General features: G+C 69.2%; 15 protein-coding genes. 8 read left to right on the top strand and 7 right to left on the bottom strand.

The window, feature by feature from the left end; all coding sequences use genetic code 11:
- Positions 1-19: 19 nt before the first annotated feature.
- Together NQV17_RS32830 and NQV17_RS32835 are read right to left on the bottom strand one after the other, a co-directional pair.
- Complete coding sequence (locus tag NQV17_RS32830; RefSeq protein ID WP_257775486.1) at positions 20-1534, bottom strand: class I adenylate-forming enzyme family protein; 1515 nt, start codon at positions 1532-1534, stop codon at positions 20-22.
- Positions 1535-1567: 33 nt separating this feature from the next.
- Complete coding sequence (locus tag NQV17_RS32835; RefSeq protein ID WP_257775445.1) at positions 1568-3220, bottom strand: acyl-CoA dehydrogenase family protein; 1653 nt, start codon at positions 3218-3220, stop codon at positions 1568-1570.
- Between the two features lie 73 nt (positions 3221-3293).
- Here NQV17_RS32835 and NQV17_RS32840 point away from each other — a divergent pair, with 73 nt between their 5' ends.
- The 4 genes from NQV17_RS32840 (at position 3294) to NQV17_RS32855 (ending at position 7691) form a co-directional block, all read left to right on the top strand.
- On the top strand, positions 3294-3962 hold the full coding sequence (locus NQV17_RS32840; protein ID WP_257775446.1) for a TetR/AcrR family transcriptional regulator: 669 nt from the start codon (positions 3294-3296) through the stop codon (positions 3960-3962).
- A 228-nt stretch (positions 3963-4190) separates the two neighbouring features.
- Positions 4191-5345 (top strand): pyridoxal phosphate-dependent aminotransferase, encoded by a 1155-nt coding sequence (locus NQV17_RS32845; RefSeq protein ID WP_257775447.1) that lies wholly within the window; start codon positions 4191-4193, stop codon positions 5343-5345.
- Positions 5346-5458: 113 nt separating this feature from the next.
- Positions 5459-6247 (top strand): ABC transporter substrate-binding protein, encoded by a 789-nt coding sequence (locus NQV17_RS32850; RefSeq protein WP_257775448.1) that lies wholly within the window; start codon positions 5459-5461, stop codon positions 6245-6247.
- Between the two features lie 13 nt (positions 6248-6260).
- Positions 6261-7691, top strand: a complete 1431-nt coding sequence (locus tag NQV17_RS32855; protein ID WP_257775449.1) for an FAD-binding oxidoreductase — start codon at positions 6261-6263, stop codon at positions 7689-7691.
- Positions 7692-7715: 24 nt separating this feature from the next.
- Here NQV17_RS32855 and NQV17_RS32860 read toward each other — a convergent pair whose 3' ends face one another.
- The 3 genes from NQV17_RS32860 to NQV17_RS32870 all read right to left on the bottom strand — a co-directional run bounded on the left by NQV17_RS32860 (position 7716) and on the right by NQV17_RS32870 (position 9394).
- The gene (locus NQV17_RS32860; RefSeq protein ID WP_257775450.1) at positions 7716-8288 is read right to left on the bottom strand and encodes a PadR family transcriptional regulator; all 573 of its coding nucleotides are present in this window, start codon (positions 8286-8288) and stop codon (positions 7716-7718) included.
- A gap of 68 nt (positions 8289-8356) precedes the next feature.
- Positions 8357-8788, bottom strand: coding sequence for a Cd(II)/Pb(II)-responsive transcriptional regulator (cadR, locus tag NQV17_RS32865; RefSeq protein ID WP_257775451.1), 432 nt, complete (start codon positions 8786-8788; stop codon positions 8357-8359).
- A gap of 45 nt (positions 8789-8833) precedes the next feature.
- Positions 8834-9394, bottom strand: a complete 561-nt coding sequence (locus tag NQV17_RS32870; RefSeq protein WP_257775452.1) for a hypothetical protein — start codon at positions 9392-9394, stop codon at positions 8834-8836.
- Between the two features lie 27 nt (positions 9395-9421).
- Here NQV17_RS32870 and NQV17_RS32875 point away from each other — a divergent pair, with 27 nt between their 5' ends.
- Positions 9422-11527, top strand: coding sequence for a heavy metal translocating P-type ATPase (locus tag NQV17_RS32875; protein ID WP_257775453.1), 2106 nt, complete (start codon positions 9422-9424; stop codon positions 11525-11527).
- A gap of 13 nt (positions 11528-11540) precedes the next feature.
- Positions 11541-11906, top strand: a complete 366-nt coding sequence (locus NQV17_RS32880) for a zinc ribbon domain-containing protein (RefSeq protein WP_257775454.1) — start codon at positions 11541-11543, stop codon at positions 11904-11906.
- A 305-nt stretch (positions 11907-12211) separates the two neighbouring features.
- On the opposite strand, the gene NQV17_RS32885 is transcribed toward NQV17_RS32880, so the two are convergent.
- Complete coding sequence (locus tag NQV17_RS32885) at positions 12212-13090, bottom strand: GyrI-like domain-containing protein (RefSeq protein ID WP_257775455.1); 879 nt, start codon at positions 13088-13090, stop codon at positions 12212-12214.
- Between the two features lie 27 nt (positions 13091-13117).
- Entirely contained in the window at positions 13118-13336 is a 219-nt protein-coding gene (locus tag NQV17_RS32890) for a hypothetical protein (protein ID WP_257775456.1), read from the bottom strand.
- A 32-nt stretch (positions 13337-13368) separates the two neighbouring features.
- Between NQV17_RS32890 and NQV17_RS32895 the strand changes: the two genes are divergently transcribed.
- Positions 13369-14832 (top strand): mechanosensitive ion channel, encoded by a 1464-nt coding sequence (locus NQV17_RS32895; RefSeq protein WP_257775457.1) that lies wholly within the window; start codon positions 13369-13371, stop codon positions 14830-14832.
- A 211-nt stretch (positions 14833-15043) separates the two neighbouring features.
- On the top strand, positions 15044-16456 hold the full coding sequence (gene eat, locus NQV17_RS32900) for an ethanolamine permease (protein WP_257775458.1): 1413 nt from the start codon (positions 15044-15046) through the stop codon (positions 16454-16456).
- Positions 16457-16512 lie beyond the last annotated feature (56 nt).

A 16512-nucleotide genomic window follows, 5' to 3' on the forward strand; every position in this document is an offset into this window, starting at 1 on the left:
TTTTTCTTTGGCTTCGGCGTTACTCGCGCTCGCGCCGCGTGCGCAGCAGGAACTTCTGCAGCTTGCCGGTCGGCGTGCGCGGCAGCGTTTCCGCGAACACGAATTCGCGCGGAATCTTGTACGCGGCGAGCCGCTCGCCGCAGAACGCGCGCAGCGCATCCGCATCGGGCGCGGCGCCCGCGCGCGGCACGACGTGCGCGACGACCGTCTCGCCCCAGTCCGGATGCGGGACACCGACGACGGCCGCTTCCGCGATGTCCGGATGCGCGTCGAGCACGTCCTCCACTTCTTTCGAATAGACGTTCTCGCCACCCGTCACGATCATGTCCTTCAGCCGGTCGACGATGAACAGGTAGCCATCCTGATCGATTCGCGCGATGTCGCCGGTGCGATACCAGCCGTCCGGCGCGAACGCGGCGCGCGTCGCGGCCGGGTCGTCGAGATAGCCGAGCATCATGCTGTCGGCCTTCAGCCAGATCTCGCCGGTGTCGCCCGGCAGCGCGTCGGCGCCATTGCTCCGCACGACCCGCAGGTCGACGCCGGGGCCGCCCTGGCGGCCGATCGAGCCGGCCTTCGCGATCTGCTCGTCCGGATACAGCGTGGTGCCGGCCGGGCCCGTTTCCGTCATTCCGTACACCTGGAAGAACGCGTGGCTGCGATACGCATGCGCGAGCCGTTCGGCCTGCGCGGCGCCGATCGGGCCGCCGCCGTACAGCCATGCGCGCACGCTCGACAGGTCGAACGCCGCGAAGCGCTCGATCGTGTCGAGCGGCAGCGTATACGACACCGGCGCGCCGAAATATAGCGTCACGCGTTCGCGCTCGACGGCCTGCAGGAAGCGCAGCGGATGGTATTCGCGCAGCAGCACGACGGTGCCGCCTGCGTACAGCGTGCCGCCGAACCAGTTGTTCAGCGGCGACGAATGCCAGATCGGCATCGCCATCAGCGTGCGTTCGTTGCGGCCGATGCCGGTCGCGAGCGCCGCCTGCATGGCCGCGAGCGTCACGGCGCGATGGCTGTGCACGCAGCCTTTCGGGCGGCCGGTCGTGCCGGACGTGTAGAGAATCTGCGCGACCTCGCCGTCGGCCGGCTCGATGCCCGCGACGCCGTCCATCGCCGCGCGCATCGCGTCGAAGTTCGGCGTGCCGGCGGCGTCGCCTTCGGTGACGAGCCGCCGCACCGGATGGATCACGCGCGCCAGCACCGGCGCGAGCGCCGCGTCGAACAGGAGCACCTTGCTGCCGCTGTGCTCGAGCACGTAGTCGACTTCCGGCGCCTGCAGCTTGTGATTGATCGGCACGAACGCGGCGCCGAGTCGCCACGCGCCGAACATCAGGTCGACGAACGCGGGCGTGTTCAGGCACATCGCGGCGACGCGGTCGCCGGCCGCGACGCCGAGTGCGCTCAGCACGGCCGCCGCGCGATGCGAGCGCTCGCGCGCGGCGGCGTACGTGATCGCCGTGTCGTCGTGGATCAGGAACGGCTTGTCGGGCGTCGCACGGGCGGCGCGGTCGAGGGCGGCGACGAGGTTCATCATGGCTCCACGCGAGGAGGACGAGCGGGCGCGTCAGGCCGGGTACGCGCGCTGCAGCAGCGCGCCGACGTCGAACGCGTGCGGGTCGAAGCCGCCCGCGATGCGGCCCCAGTCGGGCGCGGCGAGCCGGGTGGCGACGAATGCGTCGGCGACGAACGCGGGCGCATCGCGCCGCAGCAGGCACGCCTGCGCGACCAGCGCGAGCCGTTGCGCGACCACTCGCGCCGACGCCTCGAGCGTGTCGGCCGGCGCCGCGAGCATCGCGCGCAGCGTATCGAGCGCCGCGCGGATGCGCGGTTCGCCCGCGCCGAGGTCGGCCAGTTCGGCGAGCAGCGCCGCGGCCGCGTCGGGCTCGCGCGACACCGCGCGCAGCACGTCGAGGCACATCACGTTGCCGGAGCCTTCCCAGATCGAGTTGACCGGCGCTTCGCGGAACAGGCGCGCGATCGGGCCGTCGTCGACGTAGCCGTTGCCGCCGAACACTTCCATCACCTCGCCGGTCAGCTCGACCGCGCGCTTGCAGACCCAGAATTTCGCGGCGGGCGTGACGATCCGCTTCCACGCGCGTTCGCGCGGCGCGTCGTCGCGCTCGAATGCGTCGGCCAGGCGCATCGCGAGCACGAGCGCGGCCTCGCTTTCGAGCGCGAGATCGGCGAGCACGGTGCGCATCAGCGGCTGCTCGGCGAGCGCGCGGCCGAACGCGTGGCGCCGCCGCGTGTACGCGATCGCCTGCACGACGCCCTGGCGCAGCATCGCCGCGCTGCCGAGCACGCAGCTCAGCCGCGTGTAGGTGGCCATCTCGATGATGGTCGGAATGCCGCGGCCTTCGTCGCCGAGCATGATTCCCCATGCGTCGTTCAGCTCGATCTCGCTGCTCGAGTTGCTGCGGTTGCCGATCTTGTTCTTCAGCCGCTGGATCTCGACCGCGTTCTTCGTGCCGTCGGGCCGCCAGCGCGGCACGTAGAAGCACGACGGGCTGCCCGCTTCGGTGCGCGCGACGACCAGGTGCGCGTCGCACATCGGCGCGGAGAAGAACCACTTGTGGCCGCGCAGCCGGTATTCGCCGCCGCGCCCGCCCGCGCCGACCGGGGTCGCCAGCGTCGTGTTCGCGCGCACGTCGGAGCCGCCCTGTTTCTCGGTCATCCCCATGCCGAACCAGATCGCGCGCTTGTCGGCGACCGGCACGTCGCGCGGATCGTAGTCGTCGCTGTACAGCTTGTCGCGCAGCAGGCCCCACAGCGCCGGCTCCTTCTGCAGCACCGGAATCGCGGCCTGCGTCATCGTCGCCGGGCACAGCGTGCCGGCCTCGATCTGGCCGTGCAGGTAGAAGCCAGCCGCGGTCGCGGCCCAGCGGCCGGGGCGCGTGTCGCGGAATGCGAGCGACACGAAGCCTTCGTTGCGGTACATGCCGAGCAGCGTGTGCCAGGCCGGATGGAAGTCGACGCGGTCGATGCGCCGGCCGCGCCGGTCGAACGCGTTCAGTTCCGGCGCGTGGCGGTTCGCTTCGTCGGCGAGCTGTGCGGTGTCGGCGCTGCCGAGCCGCGCGCCGTACGCGTCGAGCCGCGGCACGGCCCAGTCGGCGCCCGCGCGGGCGAGTGCGTCGCGCAGCGCGACGTCGGTGGCGAAGAGGTTATAGTCGACCAGTTCGTCGAACTGGTTCGTGACGTCTTGGGTCGATTCGGTCATCGGGCTGTCTCCGGTCTCGTGCGTCGCGGTCTGCCGGTCAAACGCGTTTCCGCTGAATTTCAGAGTAGCAAATATGCCGCCGCGACATGTTCAGGTTCCGGCGCCGCCCGGCCAGCCGGCGGCGCAACCCGCGCCCGCGCTGCGTCGCCGGCCGCGCCAGTCGCGCGCGCAGGCCACGTCCGACGCGCTGCAGCAGGCCTTCGTTCAGCTTTTGCTCGAGCGCGGCTACGGGAAGGCGACGATTCGCGAGATCGCGGCCGTCGCGGGCGTGAGCGTCGGCACCTTCTACGAATACTTCGGCGACAAGCAGAGCCTCGCCGCGCTGTGCATCCACCGGCGCGTGCTGGCGCTGGCCGACCGGCTGCGCGATGCGGCGCACGGGCTGCGCGGCGCACCGCGCGCCGAGCTCGCGGCCGCGCTCGCCGACCTGCAGGTCGACGCGATCGGCGCCGACGCCGCGTTGTGGAGCGCGTTCTTCGCGCTGGAGCGGCAGGTGTCGCCGCTCGCCGCGTACCGGCGGCATTACGACGCCTATGTCGCGCTGTGGCGCGACGCGCTCGCGCAAGCCGACGATCCGCCGCCGGCCGCGCGGCTCGACGGGATCGCCCGGATGGCGCATGCGGTCTGCTACGGCGGCGTGTCCCAGGCGCTGCTCACGCTCGGGCCGGCACTGGACCTCGACGCGTTGCGCGGCGAGTTGCGGGCCGTGCTGAGCGCCTATCTGGCAGCCGCGGGCGCGTGACCGCGCGGCGTGGCCGCGAGCGTCCAGGGGAAATGCCGGATTCGCATGCATTGCCGTTCACTCGGCCTTGGCGTAGAGCCTTGTGTATCGCCGCTCATGAGAAAAATGCATGGCCGCCATGACGAACTTTCGGTTGTCCGCCGATATTGGCTCGGGCTAAATCATTCCCGATGAGACCGGCCGCGCGCATCGCACGGGCCGGCCCGAAGGACATCAGAAGGAGAACTCATGCGAAGCGCCACCAGGCCCCGTTCGAAACTGCCGGACGTCGGGACGACGATCTTCACGGTGATCGGCCAGCTTGCCGCACAGCACGATGCGCTGAACCTGTCGCAGGGCGCGCCGAATTTCGCGCCGGATCCGGCGCTCGTCGACGGCGTCGCGCGCGCGATGCGCGACGGCCACAACCAGTACGCGCCGATGGCCGGCCTCGCGTCGCTGCGCGAACGGCTCGCGGAGAAGACCGAGGCGCTGTACGGCTCGCGCTACGACCCGGGCACCGAGATCACGGTGATCGCGAGCGCGAGCGAAGGGCTCTACGCGGCGATCAGCGCGCTCGTGCATCCGGGCGACGAAGTGATCTATTTCGAGCCGTCGTTCGACAGCTATGCGCCGATCGTGCGGATGCAGGGCGCGACGCCGGTCGCGATCAAGCTGTCGCCCGAACATTTCCGCGTGAACTGGGACGAAGTGGCCGCCGCGATCACGCCGCGCACGCGGATGATCGTCGTCAATACGCCGCACAACCCGACCGCGACCGTGTTCTCCGCCGACGATCTCGAACGGCTCGCGCAGCTCACGCGCGATACCGGCATCGTGGTGCTGTCGGACGAGGTCTACGAGCATGTCGTGTTCGACGGTGCGCAGCACCAGAGCGTCGCGCGTCACCGCGAGCTGGCCGAGCGCAGCGTGATCGTGTCGTCGTTCGGCAAGTCGTTCAACGTGACGGGCTGGCGCGTCGGCCATTGCGTCGCGCCGGCCGAACTGATGGACGAGATCCGCAAGGTGCACCAGTTCATGGTGTTTTCGGCCGATACGCCGATGCAGGTCGCGTTCGCGGAGATCCTCGCGCGGCCGGAAAGCTATCTCGGCCTGGCGGCGTTCTACCAGGCCAAGCGCGACCTGCTGGCGCGCGAGCTGGCCGGGTCGCGCTTCGAGCTGCTGCCGAGCGAAGGCTCGTTCTTCATGCTCGCGCGGTTCCGCCACTTCTCGGACGAGCGCGACAGCGACTTCGTGCTGCGCCTGATCCGCGATGCGCGCGTCGCGACGATTCCGCTGTCGGCGTTCTACACCGACGGCACCGACGCGGGCGTGATCCGCCTCAGTTTCTCGAAGGACGACGCGACGCTGATCGAGGGCGCGCGGCGGTTGCGTTCGCTGTAATCGCGGGCGCGGCCCGCACCCAAGCAGGCGACGTGTACGTCGCACCGAAAGTCACGGACGGGACCGGCGCACGTGCCGAAGCGCGGCGCCGACCGGCCAGCCAGGAGATCACGATGAAGCATGCACACACCCTCAAACTCGCGTTCGCATTCGCGTGCGCGCTCGGCTCCGGCGCGGCATCGGCCGACGGGCAAACGCTGCGTTTCGGCCTCGAGGCGCAATACCCGCCGTTCGAGTCGAAGGCGCCGAACGGCGACCTGCAGGGCTTCGACATCGACGTCGGCAATGCCGTCTGCCAGACCGCGAAGCTGTCGTGCAAGTGGGTCGAGACGTCGTTCGACGGGCTCATTCCCGCGCTGCAGGGCCGCAAGTTCGACGCGATCAACTCGGCGATGAACGCGACCGAGCAGCGGCGCCAGGCGATCGACTTCACGACGATCATCTACCGCGTGCCGACGCAGCTGATCGCGCGCACCGGCAGCGGCCTGCTGCCGACGCCGGAAGCGCTGAAGGGCAAGCGCGTCGGCGTGCTCCAGGCGTCCATTCAGGAAACCTACGCGAAGGCGCACTGGGAGCCGGCCGGCGTGTCGGTCGTCGCGTACCAGGACCAGAACCAGGTGTATACCGACCTCGTGTCGGGCCGTCTGGACGCGACGCTGGTGCTCGCGCCGGCCGGCCAACGCGGCTTCCTGTCGCGCCCGGACGGCAAGGGCTTCGCGTTCGTCGGCCAGCCGGTGCGCGACGACCGGATTCTCGGCAGCGGGATCGCGTTCGGCCTGCGCAAGGGCGACGACGCGCTGAAGGGGAAGCTCGATGCGGCGATCGACAAGCTGAAGGCGGACGGCACGGTGAAGTCGCTCGGCCAGAAGTACTTCGGCGACATCGACATCTCCACCAAGTAAGCGGACGCGCACGATGCAGAGCCTGGGAACGGCCGCCGCGCGTGGCGGCCACGATGTAGCCGCGCCGGCGGACGACGCGCTCGAGGCGGCGCTCGTCGCCGCGCTGGGCGACACGCTGGTCACGCGGGCGGCCGAGATCGATCCGCGCTACTTCACCGCGTACAACGAGTCGGCCGGCGTGCGGCCGCGTGCGCTGGTGCGGCCGCGCAGCGTCGACGACGTGTCGCGCACGCTCGCGCTGTGCACGCGGCTCGGGCAGCCGGTCGTGCCGCAGGGCGGCCTCACCGGGCTCGCGCGCGGCGCGGTCGCGCTGGGCGGCGAGATCGTGCTGTCGATGGAGCGTTTCGCGGGCGTCGAGTCGATCGACGCGGCGGCGGGCACGATGACGGTGCGCGCCGGGACGCCGCTGCAGACGGTGCAGGAGGCCGCGGACGCGGCGGGCTTCACGTTCGGCGTCGATCTCGGCGCACGCGGTTCGTGCCAGATCGGCGGCATGCTCGCGACCAACGCGGGCGGCACGCGCGCGATCCGCTACGGCATGATGCGCGAGCAGGTGCTCGGCCTGGAAGCCGTGCTCGCCGACGGCACCGTCGTGTCGTCGATGAACCGGATGCTGAAGAACAACGCGGGCTACGACCTGAAGCAGCTGTTCATCGGCAGCGAAGGCACGCTCGGCATCGTCACGCGTGCCGTGCTGCGGCTGCATCCGAAGCTGGCCGCGCCGGCCACCGCGCTCTGTCGCGTGCGCGGCTACGATGCCGTGGTCGGGTTGTGGAACCGTCTGCGCGCACTGCCCGAGCTCGTCAGTTTCGAAGCGATGTGGCCGGCCTTCTACGACTACGTGGCGCGTCATACGCCCGGCGTCGTCGCGCCGTTCGCGGGCGACGGCGGCTTCGCGGTGCTGATCGAGTGCGCGACGAGCGCACCGGGCGGCGATGCGCGCGCGGCGCTGGAAAACGGCCTGGCTGATGCGATCGACGCGGGGCTCGTGGACGATGCGGCGCTGGCGACGTCGGAGCGGCAGGCGCGCGACTTGTGGACGCTGCGCGAGGGCCTCGCAATCGATGCGCTGCCGCATCTGGTGAACTTCGACGTGAGCCTGCCGACGGGCGAACTCGGCCTGTTCGCCGAGCGCTGCGAAGCGGCATTGCGCGCGGCCTGGCCCGACATCGTGTGCCTGTGCTTCGGCCACGTCGGCGACGGTAACGTGCATGTCGGCGTATCGCTCGACGGCATGCGCGACGCGAACGCCGATGCGATCGATCGCTGCGTCTACACGGTCGTCCGGGACATGGGCGGCTCGGTGTCGGCGGAGCACGGCATCGGCATGCTCAAGCGTGCCTATCTCGCGCACACGCGCAGCGAAGCCGAAATCGGCCTGATGCGGCGCCTGAAGGCCGCGCTCGATCCCGCCGGCGTGCTCAATCCCGGCAAGGTGCTTTGAGCGGCGCGCGCCGATGGCTGCGCGTCAGCCGTCGACCCAGCGCAGCGCGCCGATCTTCAGGTGTTCGACGACGCTGCGCGCCCAGTCGAGCTCCGCGTTCAGCAGCACGAGCGCATGCTCGTTGTGCAGCAGGAACAGGCGCGGCACCTGGTCGTTCTGCGCGGCGTTGCGCAGCGACTCGAGACGATCGCGTTCGGCTTCGAGTGCGGCGATGCGGCGCTCGAGTTGCCGGCGGGCATCGTCGGCATCGAGCAGCGGCAGGAACGCGAGGCCGGCGCCGAATGCCGGAAACTCCCGCGCGGGCTCGGCGAGCAGCGCATGCAGCCATGCCTGGCCGGCCGTATGTCCGGCTTCGGTCAGCGTGTATAGCGTGCGCTCGGGAAACGCGCCGTCGCGCTCGGTGTCGTGCACGGCGATCAACCCGTCGCGCAGCAGCCGGTCGATCGTCTGGTAGAGGCTCGTGCGCTGCCGCACGTTGACGACTTCGTCGTAGCCGCGCGCCTTCAGCTGCTGCAGCATTCCGTACGGATGCATCGGCGTTTCGGTGAGCGTCGCGAGGACCGCGAGTGCGAGCGGAGACGGGCGGCTTGTCGACATGAATAGTTCTGTTATGTCTAGTAAGAATATAACTAGTATCAACTAGACTATCATATTCCACAAGGGTTTCAGCCGAGGTGCGAGCGCTTTGCGGCCGGCGCGACGGTTTCCATCGTCGCGAGACCGTGCACGATTCCACAGTCCTCGACCGAATGTTCGCCGACACACTGGCGGCGCAATTCGGTGAGCTGGTCGCGCAGATGCGTCAGTTCCGCAAGGCGCGCATCGACGTGGCCGATGTGTTCGTCGAGCAGCGCGTTGATCGAATCGCACGGGTCGGCCGGCGCGTCGGTGAGCTGCAGCAGCGCGCGGATTTCGTCGTGCGCCATGTCGAGCGCGCGGCAGTTGCGGATGAAGCGCAGCCGCTCGACGTGCACGTCGGTGTAGTTGCGGTAGTTCGAATCGGTGCGCTCCGCATCCGGCATCAGCCCCTCCTTCTCGTAGAAGCGGATCGTCTCGGGTGTGCAGCGGGCCGCCTTGGCCAGTTCGCCGATCTTCATGGCTTTCTCCTTTGCAAGGGTTGACCTTGTAGTGGCTTCAGGGTGTTAACTGTACTCCGTCAAGCCATAGAGGAGGTTGTCATGACCGACGCGCAGCGTACCCACGACCCACGACACCGTCATGCCGGCGGCGCCGAGACCTGCTGCGCCGATGCGCGCGACCCGCAGGCGGCGACCGTTGGCGACGCGGCGTCGGCGGCCGGCGAGCACGCGCACGGCGACGCGGCGGCGCGCGACGGGCAGTCGCGCGGATGCGGCCACGACCATGACCACGATCAGGCATCTGCGAACCTCGCCGGGCACGACCACGGTGACCGTGCCGGCCACGCGCACGGCGACGGGCATGGCGATGCGCACGGCCACGCGCACGACGACGGGCACGGGCGCGGGCACGGGCACGGGCACGGCGCGGCGTGCTCGCACGACCACGCGGCACACGACCATGCCGCGCATGACCATGCTGATCACGATCACGATCACGATCACGATCACGACCACGATCACGACCACGACCACGACCACGACCACGCGGCCGGCGCCTGCTGCGCGCCGGCCGCGCTGACGCTCGCACCGTTGCCGGCCGCGCGCGCGACCGCGTCGGGTCACGTGCGCTCCGCGTTCCGGATCATGCAGATGGACTGCCCGACCGAGGAAACGCTGATCCGCAAGAAGCTCGGCGGAATGCAGCAGGTGTCGGCGCTCGAATTCAACCTGATGCAGCGAATGCTGACCGTCGACCACGTGGCCGGTGCGCAGCCTGCGATCGAAAGCGCGATCCGTACGCTCGGGATGACGCCGGAGGCCGCGTCGGCCGACGCGCCGGCAACGCCGGTCGCGCCGCCGCCCGCGAAGCCGTGGTGGCCGCTCGCGGTCGCCGGCGTCGCCGCGATCGCGTCCGAGGCCGTGAGCTGGGCCGGCCTGCCGGTGTGGCTGTCGGCGGTGCTGGCGCTCGCGGCCGTGCTCACGTGCGGGCTGACCACCTACAAGAAAGGCTGGATCGCGATTCGCAACGGCAACCTGAACATCAACGCGCTGATGAGCATCGCGGTGACGGGCGCGATGGCGATCGGCCAGTGGCCGGAAGCCGCGATGGTGATGGTGCTGTTCACGATCGCCGAGCTGATCGAGGCGAAGTCGCTCGATCGCGCGCGCAATGCGATCCAGGGCCTGATGCAGCTCGCACCGGACACCGCGACCGTGCAGGACGTCGACGGCACGTGGCGCACGATCGAGGCCGCGCAGGTCGCGCTCGGCGCGATCGTGCGCGTAAAGCCGGGCGAGCGGATCGGGCTGGACGGCGAAGTGGTCGCGGGCCGCTCGACGGTGAACCAGGCGCCGATCACCGGCGAGAGCCTGCCGGTCGACAAGACGGCGGGCGATGCGGTGTACGCGGGCACGATCAACGAAGCGGGTTCGTTCGACTATCGCGTGACGGCGGTTGCCGCCAACTCGACGCTCGCGCGGATCATCCACGCGGTCGAGGAAGCGCAGGGCGCGAAGGCGCCGACGCAGCGCTTCGTCGACCGGTTCGCGCGTGTCTATACGCCGATCGTGTTCGCGGTCGCGCTGCTCGTCGCCGTGGCGCCGCCGCTCGTCGTGGGCGGCGCGTGGCACGACTGGATCTATCGCGCGCTGGTGCTGCTCGTGATCGCGTGCCCGTGCGCGCTGGTGATTTCGACGCCGGTGACGATCGTGTCGGGGCTCGCGGCCGCGGCACGGCGCGGGATTCTCGTGAAGGGCGGCGTGTATCTGGAACAAGGCCGCAAGCTCGCGTGGCTCGCGCTCGACAAGACCGGCACGATCACGCACGGCAAGCCGGTGCAGACCGATTTCGACCTGCATGCGACGGACCTCGACGCGGCGCGCGTGCGTCATCTCGGCGCGAGCCTCGCGGCGCGCTCCGATCATCCGGTGTCGCAGGCGATCGCCGCGGCGGCGCGTGATGCGCAGACGGCGGCGTTTGTCGACGCAGAGGAGTTCGAAGCACTCGTCGGGCGCGGTGTGCGCGGCACGATCGACGGCGCGCGCTACTGGCTCGGCAACCACCGGCTCGTCGAGGAGCTCGAACGCTGCTCGCCGGCGCTGGAGGCGAAGCTCGACGCACTCGAGCGGCAGGGCAAGAGCGTCGTGATGCTGGTCGACGACACGCGCGTGCTCGGCATCTTCGCGGTGGCCGACACGATCAAGGACACCAGCCGTGCGGCGATCGCCGACCTGCACGCGCTCGGCATCCGCACCGCGATGCTGACCGGCGACAACCCGCACACCGCGCAGGCGATCGCACAGCAGGCCGGCATCGACGATGCGCGCGGCAACCAGTTGCCCGAGGACAAGCTCGCGGCGGTCGAGGAATTGTCGGCGGGCGGCGCGGGCGCGGTCGGGATGGTTGGCGACGGGATCAACGACGCACCGGCGCTCGCGCGTGCCGACATCGGCTTCGCGATGGGCGCGATGGGCACCGACACGGCGATCGAGACGGCCGACGTCGCGCTGATGGACGACGACCTGCGCAAGATTCCCGCGTTCGTGCGGCTGTCGCGCGCGACGCACCGCGTGCTGGTGCAGAACATCGGCTTCGCGCTCGGCGTGAAGATCGTGTTCCTCGGCCTGACGGTCGCCGGGCTCGGCACGATGTGGATGGCCGTGTTCGCCGATGCGGGTGCGAGCCTGATCGTCGTCGGCAACGGCTTGCGGCTGCTGTCGAAGACGGGCGTGTTCGACAGCGCGCGGACGCAGTGACGAGGAGCGGGCGATGAGCTTTCTGAAACGGATCCCGGGTGGCCACGGTGGCGGTCATGGCGGTGGGCATGGAAGCGGCCACGGTAGCGGCGAGCATCATGGCGGAGCGGGCGGGGAAGGTCATGGCGGCCACGATGCGCGCGGCCGCGATCGTCACGGCTGGGGCTGGCAGCCGTCGGCCGACGCGCAGGGCGGCACGGGCAGCAACGTGCCGCTGCGTCAGCTCGCCTGTGCGGGCTGCGGCGCCATCAACGCGGCGGATGCGCGATTCTGCGCGCAGTGTGGTGTAGCGCAGCGGGGCAAGGCGTGCAGCCGCTGCCACGCGGCGCTGGCCGCTGACGCGCGCTTCTGTCCGGGCTGCGGCACGCAGGCCGGGTAAGGCTCGATCGTCGGCCCCGATGCCGGCGTGACGGCCGATCTCCAAGGGCGGCGTGGCGCCTGCAACGGGCGTCGCCGGGCCACGGCGTGCGGGCTCGCTCCGAGCGAGCTTCCGAGTCTTCGAGTCTCCGAGTCTCCGAGTCTCCGAGTCTCCGAGTTCCGAGTTCCGAGTTCCGAGTTCCGAGTTCCGAGTTCCGAGTTCCGAGTTCCGAGTTCCGAGTTCCGAGTTCCGAGTTCCGAGTTCCGAGTTCCGAGCCCCGAGTTCCGAGTTCCGAGCCCCGAGCCCCCGAACCCGGGACCTGCCGCTCAACGCAGCGGCAAATGAATCTCGGTGCGCAGGTCGGCCGGCGCCGCATCCATCGGCGTATTCAGATACAGCTCGAACGGCGGCGCATCGGCGGCTTCGCGGCCCGAGTGACGCAGCCAGTCGCCGTACAGCCACTGGTAAGCGGTCTTGAGGTCCGCATACGGCCCGGTATGCAGCAGCACCGCATACTCGCCGCCCGCGATCGTGACGCGCTCGACCGGCGGCGTCGGCTCGACGTCCGGCGCGCCGTCGGCCGGCACGAAGCACGCTTTCGCTCGCAATTGCGCTTCGGGCGTGGTGTCCGGATCGTCGTAGAAGATCCCGATCATCTTCGCGCCGGGGCCGATCAACCCGTGCTGCCCGACCCACGCGCCGATCTGCCCGAACGCGTCGCCGACCTTCAGGTAAGCGCCCGTATGCGCCACCGCATAACCGCGCAATTCCGGCTGCCGCCGGATCTCGACTTCATGCTTGAACATGTCTTCCTCTCCTCGCTGTAACGGATAGATCGGCCGGTGGACTCCGGCGCGACGGTGCTGCGCGGGCGGCACGCCGTAAGCATCCCGAAAGGCGCGTGCGAACGCGTGCGTCGAACCGTAGCCGGCGCGCCGGGCGATCGCGTCGAGCGGCAGCGCCGTGCAGACGAGGTCCTCCGATGCGCGCACGATCCGTATCCGCCGCACCGTCAGCACGATCGACTCGCCGTACAGCGCGCGATAGACGCGCTGCCAGTGATACGGCGACAGGCACGCGATGTCGGCGAGCCGGTTCAGGTCGAGCGTGTCGTCGAGGTGCGTGCGGATGTGGTCGTGAACGCGCGCGATGCGTGCTGCATAGCGGGCCCACGCGGGCGTTTCGGCTTTCGTGTCGACGGTCATGCGTGCGTCTCCCGGCAGGAATCGACGTCACGGTAGCACGCCGCCGATTGATAAATCTTGCGGAGATGCGTCGGCGAACCAAATCTGCCCCTTTTTAATTTCGCCGAAATGGGGTCTCGTCCCCGCCGAGATATGTCTAAAGTTAAAGACGGTGAAATCGGGTGATCGCGTCATTTTTCTCGGGTAAGTTGCTTGGGGCGGCAACGCACGGTTTTCGAAGTACGCAGGTAGTTCGTCGATGTTCAATCGCAACGCCACGTTTTTCGGGAGAAGAAGAAATGGATGCTTCCAGCTTCATCACGTCGCTGCAGACCACGCTAGGCGGATACCTGCCGAAGATTGCCGGCGCGATCGGCATCCTGGTGATCGGCTGGCTGATCGCCGTCGCGGTGCGGGCCGGCGCGCTCCGGCTGCTCAACGCGCTGAAAGTCGATCAGCGGATCAACGAAAGCACCGGGCAGGGCGCGCGCGTCGAGCGGATCATCGCCGGCGGGCTGTTCTGGCTCGTGCTGCTCGTCACCGCGGTGGGCATCTTCAACGTGCTCAACCTGTACGCGGTGTCCAATCCGTTCTCGCTGCTCGTCACCCACATCGTCAACTACCTGCCGAACCTGATCGGCGGCGCGGCGCTGACGCTGATCGCGTGGCTGATCGCGTCGCTCTTGCGCAGCCTCGCGAACCGTGCGCTGAAGGCGAGCAAGATCGATGAAAAGCTGTCCGAGAGCGCGGGCATGCAGCCGATGAGCGGCTATCTCGGCGACGTGCTGTTCTGGCTCGTGATCCTGATGTTCCTGCCGGCGATTCTCGCGTCGTTCGCGCTGTCCGGCCTGCTGTCGCCGGTGCAGGGGATGGTCGACAGGCTGCTCGCGATCGTGCCGAACCTGTTCGCGGCCGCGGTGATCGGCTTCGTCGGCTGGGTCGTCGCGCGCGTGCTGCGCGGCCTCGTGACGAACCTGCTGGTTGCCGCAGGCGCCGATCGCCTCACGCAGGGTCTCGACAGCCCGACGCCGGTGCGCGTGTCGAGCCTGATCGGCACCATCGTCTACGTGTTCGTGTTCGTGCCGACGCTGATTTCCGCGCTCGACGCGCTGAAGATCGACGCGATCTCGATTCCCGCCACCAACATGCTGAACCAGTTCCTCGGCGCGGTGCCCGACATCGTCGCGGCGATCGTGATCGTGCTCGTCACGTTCTATTTCGCGCGCTTCGTCGCGTCGCTCGCGCAGAAGCTGCTGGAAGCCGCCGGCGCCGACGGGCTGCCGGCCGTGCTCGGCGTCGAGCGCGTGTTCTCGGGGATCCTGCAGCCGTCGGTGCTGGTCGCGCGGCTGATCGTGTTCTTCGCGATGCTGTTCGCGTCGGTGGAGGCCGCGAACCGGCTCGGCTTCACGCAGGTGCGCGACGTCGTCACGCTGTTCATCGAATTCGGCGGCCATGTGCTGACGGGCGGTGTGATCCTCGTGATCGGCGTGTGGCTCGCGGGCCTCGCGCGCCGCGTGATCGAGCAGGCCGACCGCGAGCACAGCGTGCTGTTCGCACGGATCGCGCAGTTCGCGATCCTCGGCCTGGTGTTCGCGATGGGGCTGCGCGCGATGGGCATCGCCAACGAGATCGTGCAGCTCGCATTCGGCCTCGTGCTCGGTGCGATCGCGGTGGCGGTCGCGCTGTCGTTCGGCCTCGGCGGCCGCGAGGCGGCCGGCAAGCTGCTCGACCGCTGGTTCAACCAGCGCGGCGGCGGTCAGTAACGCTGGTGACGCGTCGGCCCGTCCGGCCGCTTCGCGCGGCCGGACGGTGTGTGCACGACGCTCGTGGAGAGCCGCCCACCGCCCACCGTTGCCGTCAGCGAAACGTCAGCCGTCATCTTTGCCGAATTTCGATAACACGTCGTTTAATGACTCTCTAGCATCGATTCTCAGTCGCGCGGGCCCGCAGGCCGGCGCCTTTCAGGAGAATCCGATGAAAGCAGAGTCGAATGGCCGGCCCGCCGCCGGCGCCAAGTCGTCCGGCCAGCCCGCGCTGCAGCAGACGCTCGGGACCTGGCAACTGTGGGGCATCGCGGTCGGCCTCGTGATTTCAGGCGAATACTTCGGCTGGAGCTACGGCTGGGCGAGCGCCGGCACGCTGGGCTTCGTCGTCACCGCGCTGTTCGTCGCGGCGATGTACACCACCTTCATCTTCAGCTTCACCGAGCTGACGACGTCGATCCCGCACGCGGGCGGCCCGTTCGCGTATGCGCGCCGCGCGTTCGGCCCGGCGGGCGGCTATCTCGCCGGTGCGGCGACGCTCGTCGAGTTCGTGTTCGCGCCGCCCGCGATCGCGCTCGCGATCGGCGCGTACCTGCACGTGCAGTTTCCGGGGCTCGAACCGAAACACGCGGCGATGGGCGCGTATCTCGTGTTCATGGCGCTGAACATCGTCGGCGTGCAGATCGCCGCGACGTTCGAGCTGGTCGTCACGCTGTTCGCGATCTTCGAGCTGCTGGTGTTCATGGGCGTCGTGTCGCCGGGCTTCGCGTGGAGCAACTTCATGAAGGGCGGCTGGTCGGGCGCCGATCATTTCAGCGTCGGCGCATTCCACGGCATGTTCGCCGCGATCCCGTTCGCGATCTGGTTCTTCCTCGCGATCGAAGGCGTCGCGATGGCCGCCGAGGAGGCGAAGAACCCGAAGCGCTCGATCCCGATCGCGTACGTGGCCGGCATCCTGACGCTCGTCACGCTCGCGATCGGCGTGATGGTGTTCGCCGGCGGCGCGGGCGACTGGACCAAGCTCGCGAACATCAACGACCCGCTGCCGCAGGCGATGAAGTACATCGTGGGCGCGAACAGCGGCTGGATGCACATGCTCGTGTGGCTCGGGCTGTTCGGGCTCGTCGCGTCGTTCCACGGGATCATCCTCGGCTATTCGCGCCAGATCTTCGCGCTGGCCCGCGAAGGTTATCTGCCGGAATGGCTCGGCAAGGTGCATCCGCGCTTCAAGACACCGCATCGCGCGATTCTCGCGGGCGGCGTGGTCGGCATCGCCGCGATCTACAGCGACGAGCTGATCCAGTTCGGCGGCCAGACGCTCACCGCGAACATCGTGACGATGTCGGTGTTCGGCGCGATCGTGATGTATATCGTAAGCATGGCGGCGCTGTTCAAACTGCGCCGCTCGCAGCCGAACCTGGAGCGACCGTTCCGCGCGCCGCTGTACCCGTTCTTCCCGGCGTTCGCGATCGTTGCAGCCCTGATTTGCCTTGCGACGATGGTGTACTTCAACGGGCTGGTGGCGATGGTGTTCGTCGCGTTCCTCGCGCTCGGCTACGCGTACTTCCTCGCGACCCGTTCGCAGCGTGCGAGCGCACCGGGCGACGCGCTGCTCGAGGAATGAGGATGGCCGACCCGAACGGCCGTTCGTGACGGCATGCGGCGCGCCCCGTCGAACGG

Origin of the sequence: Burkholderia sp. SCN-KJ (assembly GCF_024656005.1) — a bacterium.
Taxonomy (GTDB): Bacteria; Pseudomonadota; Gammaproteobacteria; order Burkholderiales; family Burkholderiaceae; genus Burkholderia.

What these genes read in the sequence shown, in the direction of transcription:
- NQV17_RS32830 (WP_257775486.1), bottom strand. Translation starts at nt 1,534, where the DNA reads ATGAACCTCGTCGCCGCCCTCGACCGCGCCGCCCGTGCGACGCCCGAC.
- NQV17_RS32835 (WP_257775445.1), bottom strand. Translation starts at nt 3,220, where the DNA reads ATGACCGAATCGACCCAAGACGTCACGAACCAGTTCGACGAACTGGTC.
- NQV17_RS32840 (WP_257775446.1), top strand. Translation starts at nt 3,294, where the DNA reads ATGCCGCCGCGACATGTTCAGGTTCCGGCGCCGCCCGGCCAGCCGGCG.
- NQV17_RS32845 (WP_257775447.1), top strand. Translation starts at nt 4,191, where the DNA reads ATGCGAAGCGCCACCAGGCCCCGTTCGAAACTGCCGGACGTCGGGACG.
- NQV17_RS32850 (WP_257775448.1), top strand. Translation starts at nt 5,459, where the DNA reads ATGAAGCATGCACACACCCTCAAACTCGCGTTCGCATTCGCGTGCGCG.
- NQV17_RS32855 (WP_257775449.1), top strand. Translation starts at nt 6,261, where the DNA reads ATGCAGAGCCTGGGAACGGCCGCCGCGCGTGGCGGCCACGATGTAGCC.
- NQV17_RS32860 (WP_257775450.1), bottom strand. Translation starts at nt 8,288, where the DNA reads ATGTCGACAAGCCGCCCGTCTCCGCTCGCACTCGCGGTCCTCGCGACG.
- cadR (WP_257775451.1), bottom strand. Translation starts at nt 8,788, where the DNA reads ATGAAGATCGGCGAACTGGCCAAGGCGGCCCGCTGCACACCCGAGACG.
- NQV17_RS32875 (WP_257775453.1), top strand. Translation starts at nt 9,422, where the DNA reads ATGGACTGCCCGACCGAGGAAACGCTGATCCGCAAGAAGCTCGGCGGA.
- NQV17_RS32880 (WP_257775454.1), top strand. Translation starts at nt 11,541, where the DNA reads ATGAGCTTTCTGAAACGGATCCCGGGTGGCCACGGTGGCGGTCATGGC.
- NQV17_RS32885 (WP_257775455.1), bottom strand. Translation starts at nt 13,090, where the DNA reads ATGACCGTCGACACGAAAGCCGAAACGCCCGCGTGGGCCCGCTATGCA.
- NQV17_RS32895 (WP_257775457.1), top strand. Translation starts at nt 13,369, where the DNA reads ATGGATGCTTCCAGCTTCATCACGTCGCTGCAGACCACGCTAGGCGGA.
- eat (WP_257775458.1), top strand. Translation starts at nt 15,044, where the DNA reads ATGAAAGCAGAGTCGAATGGCCGGCCCGCCGCCGGCGCCAAGTCGTCC.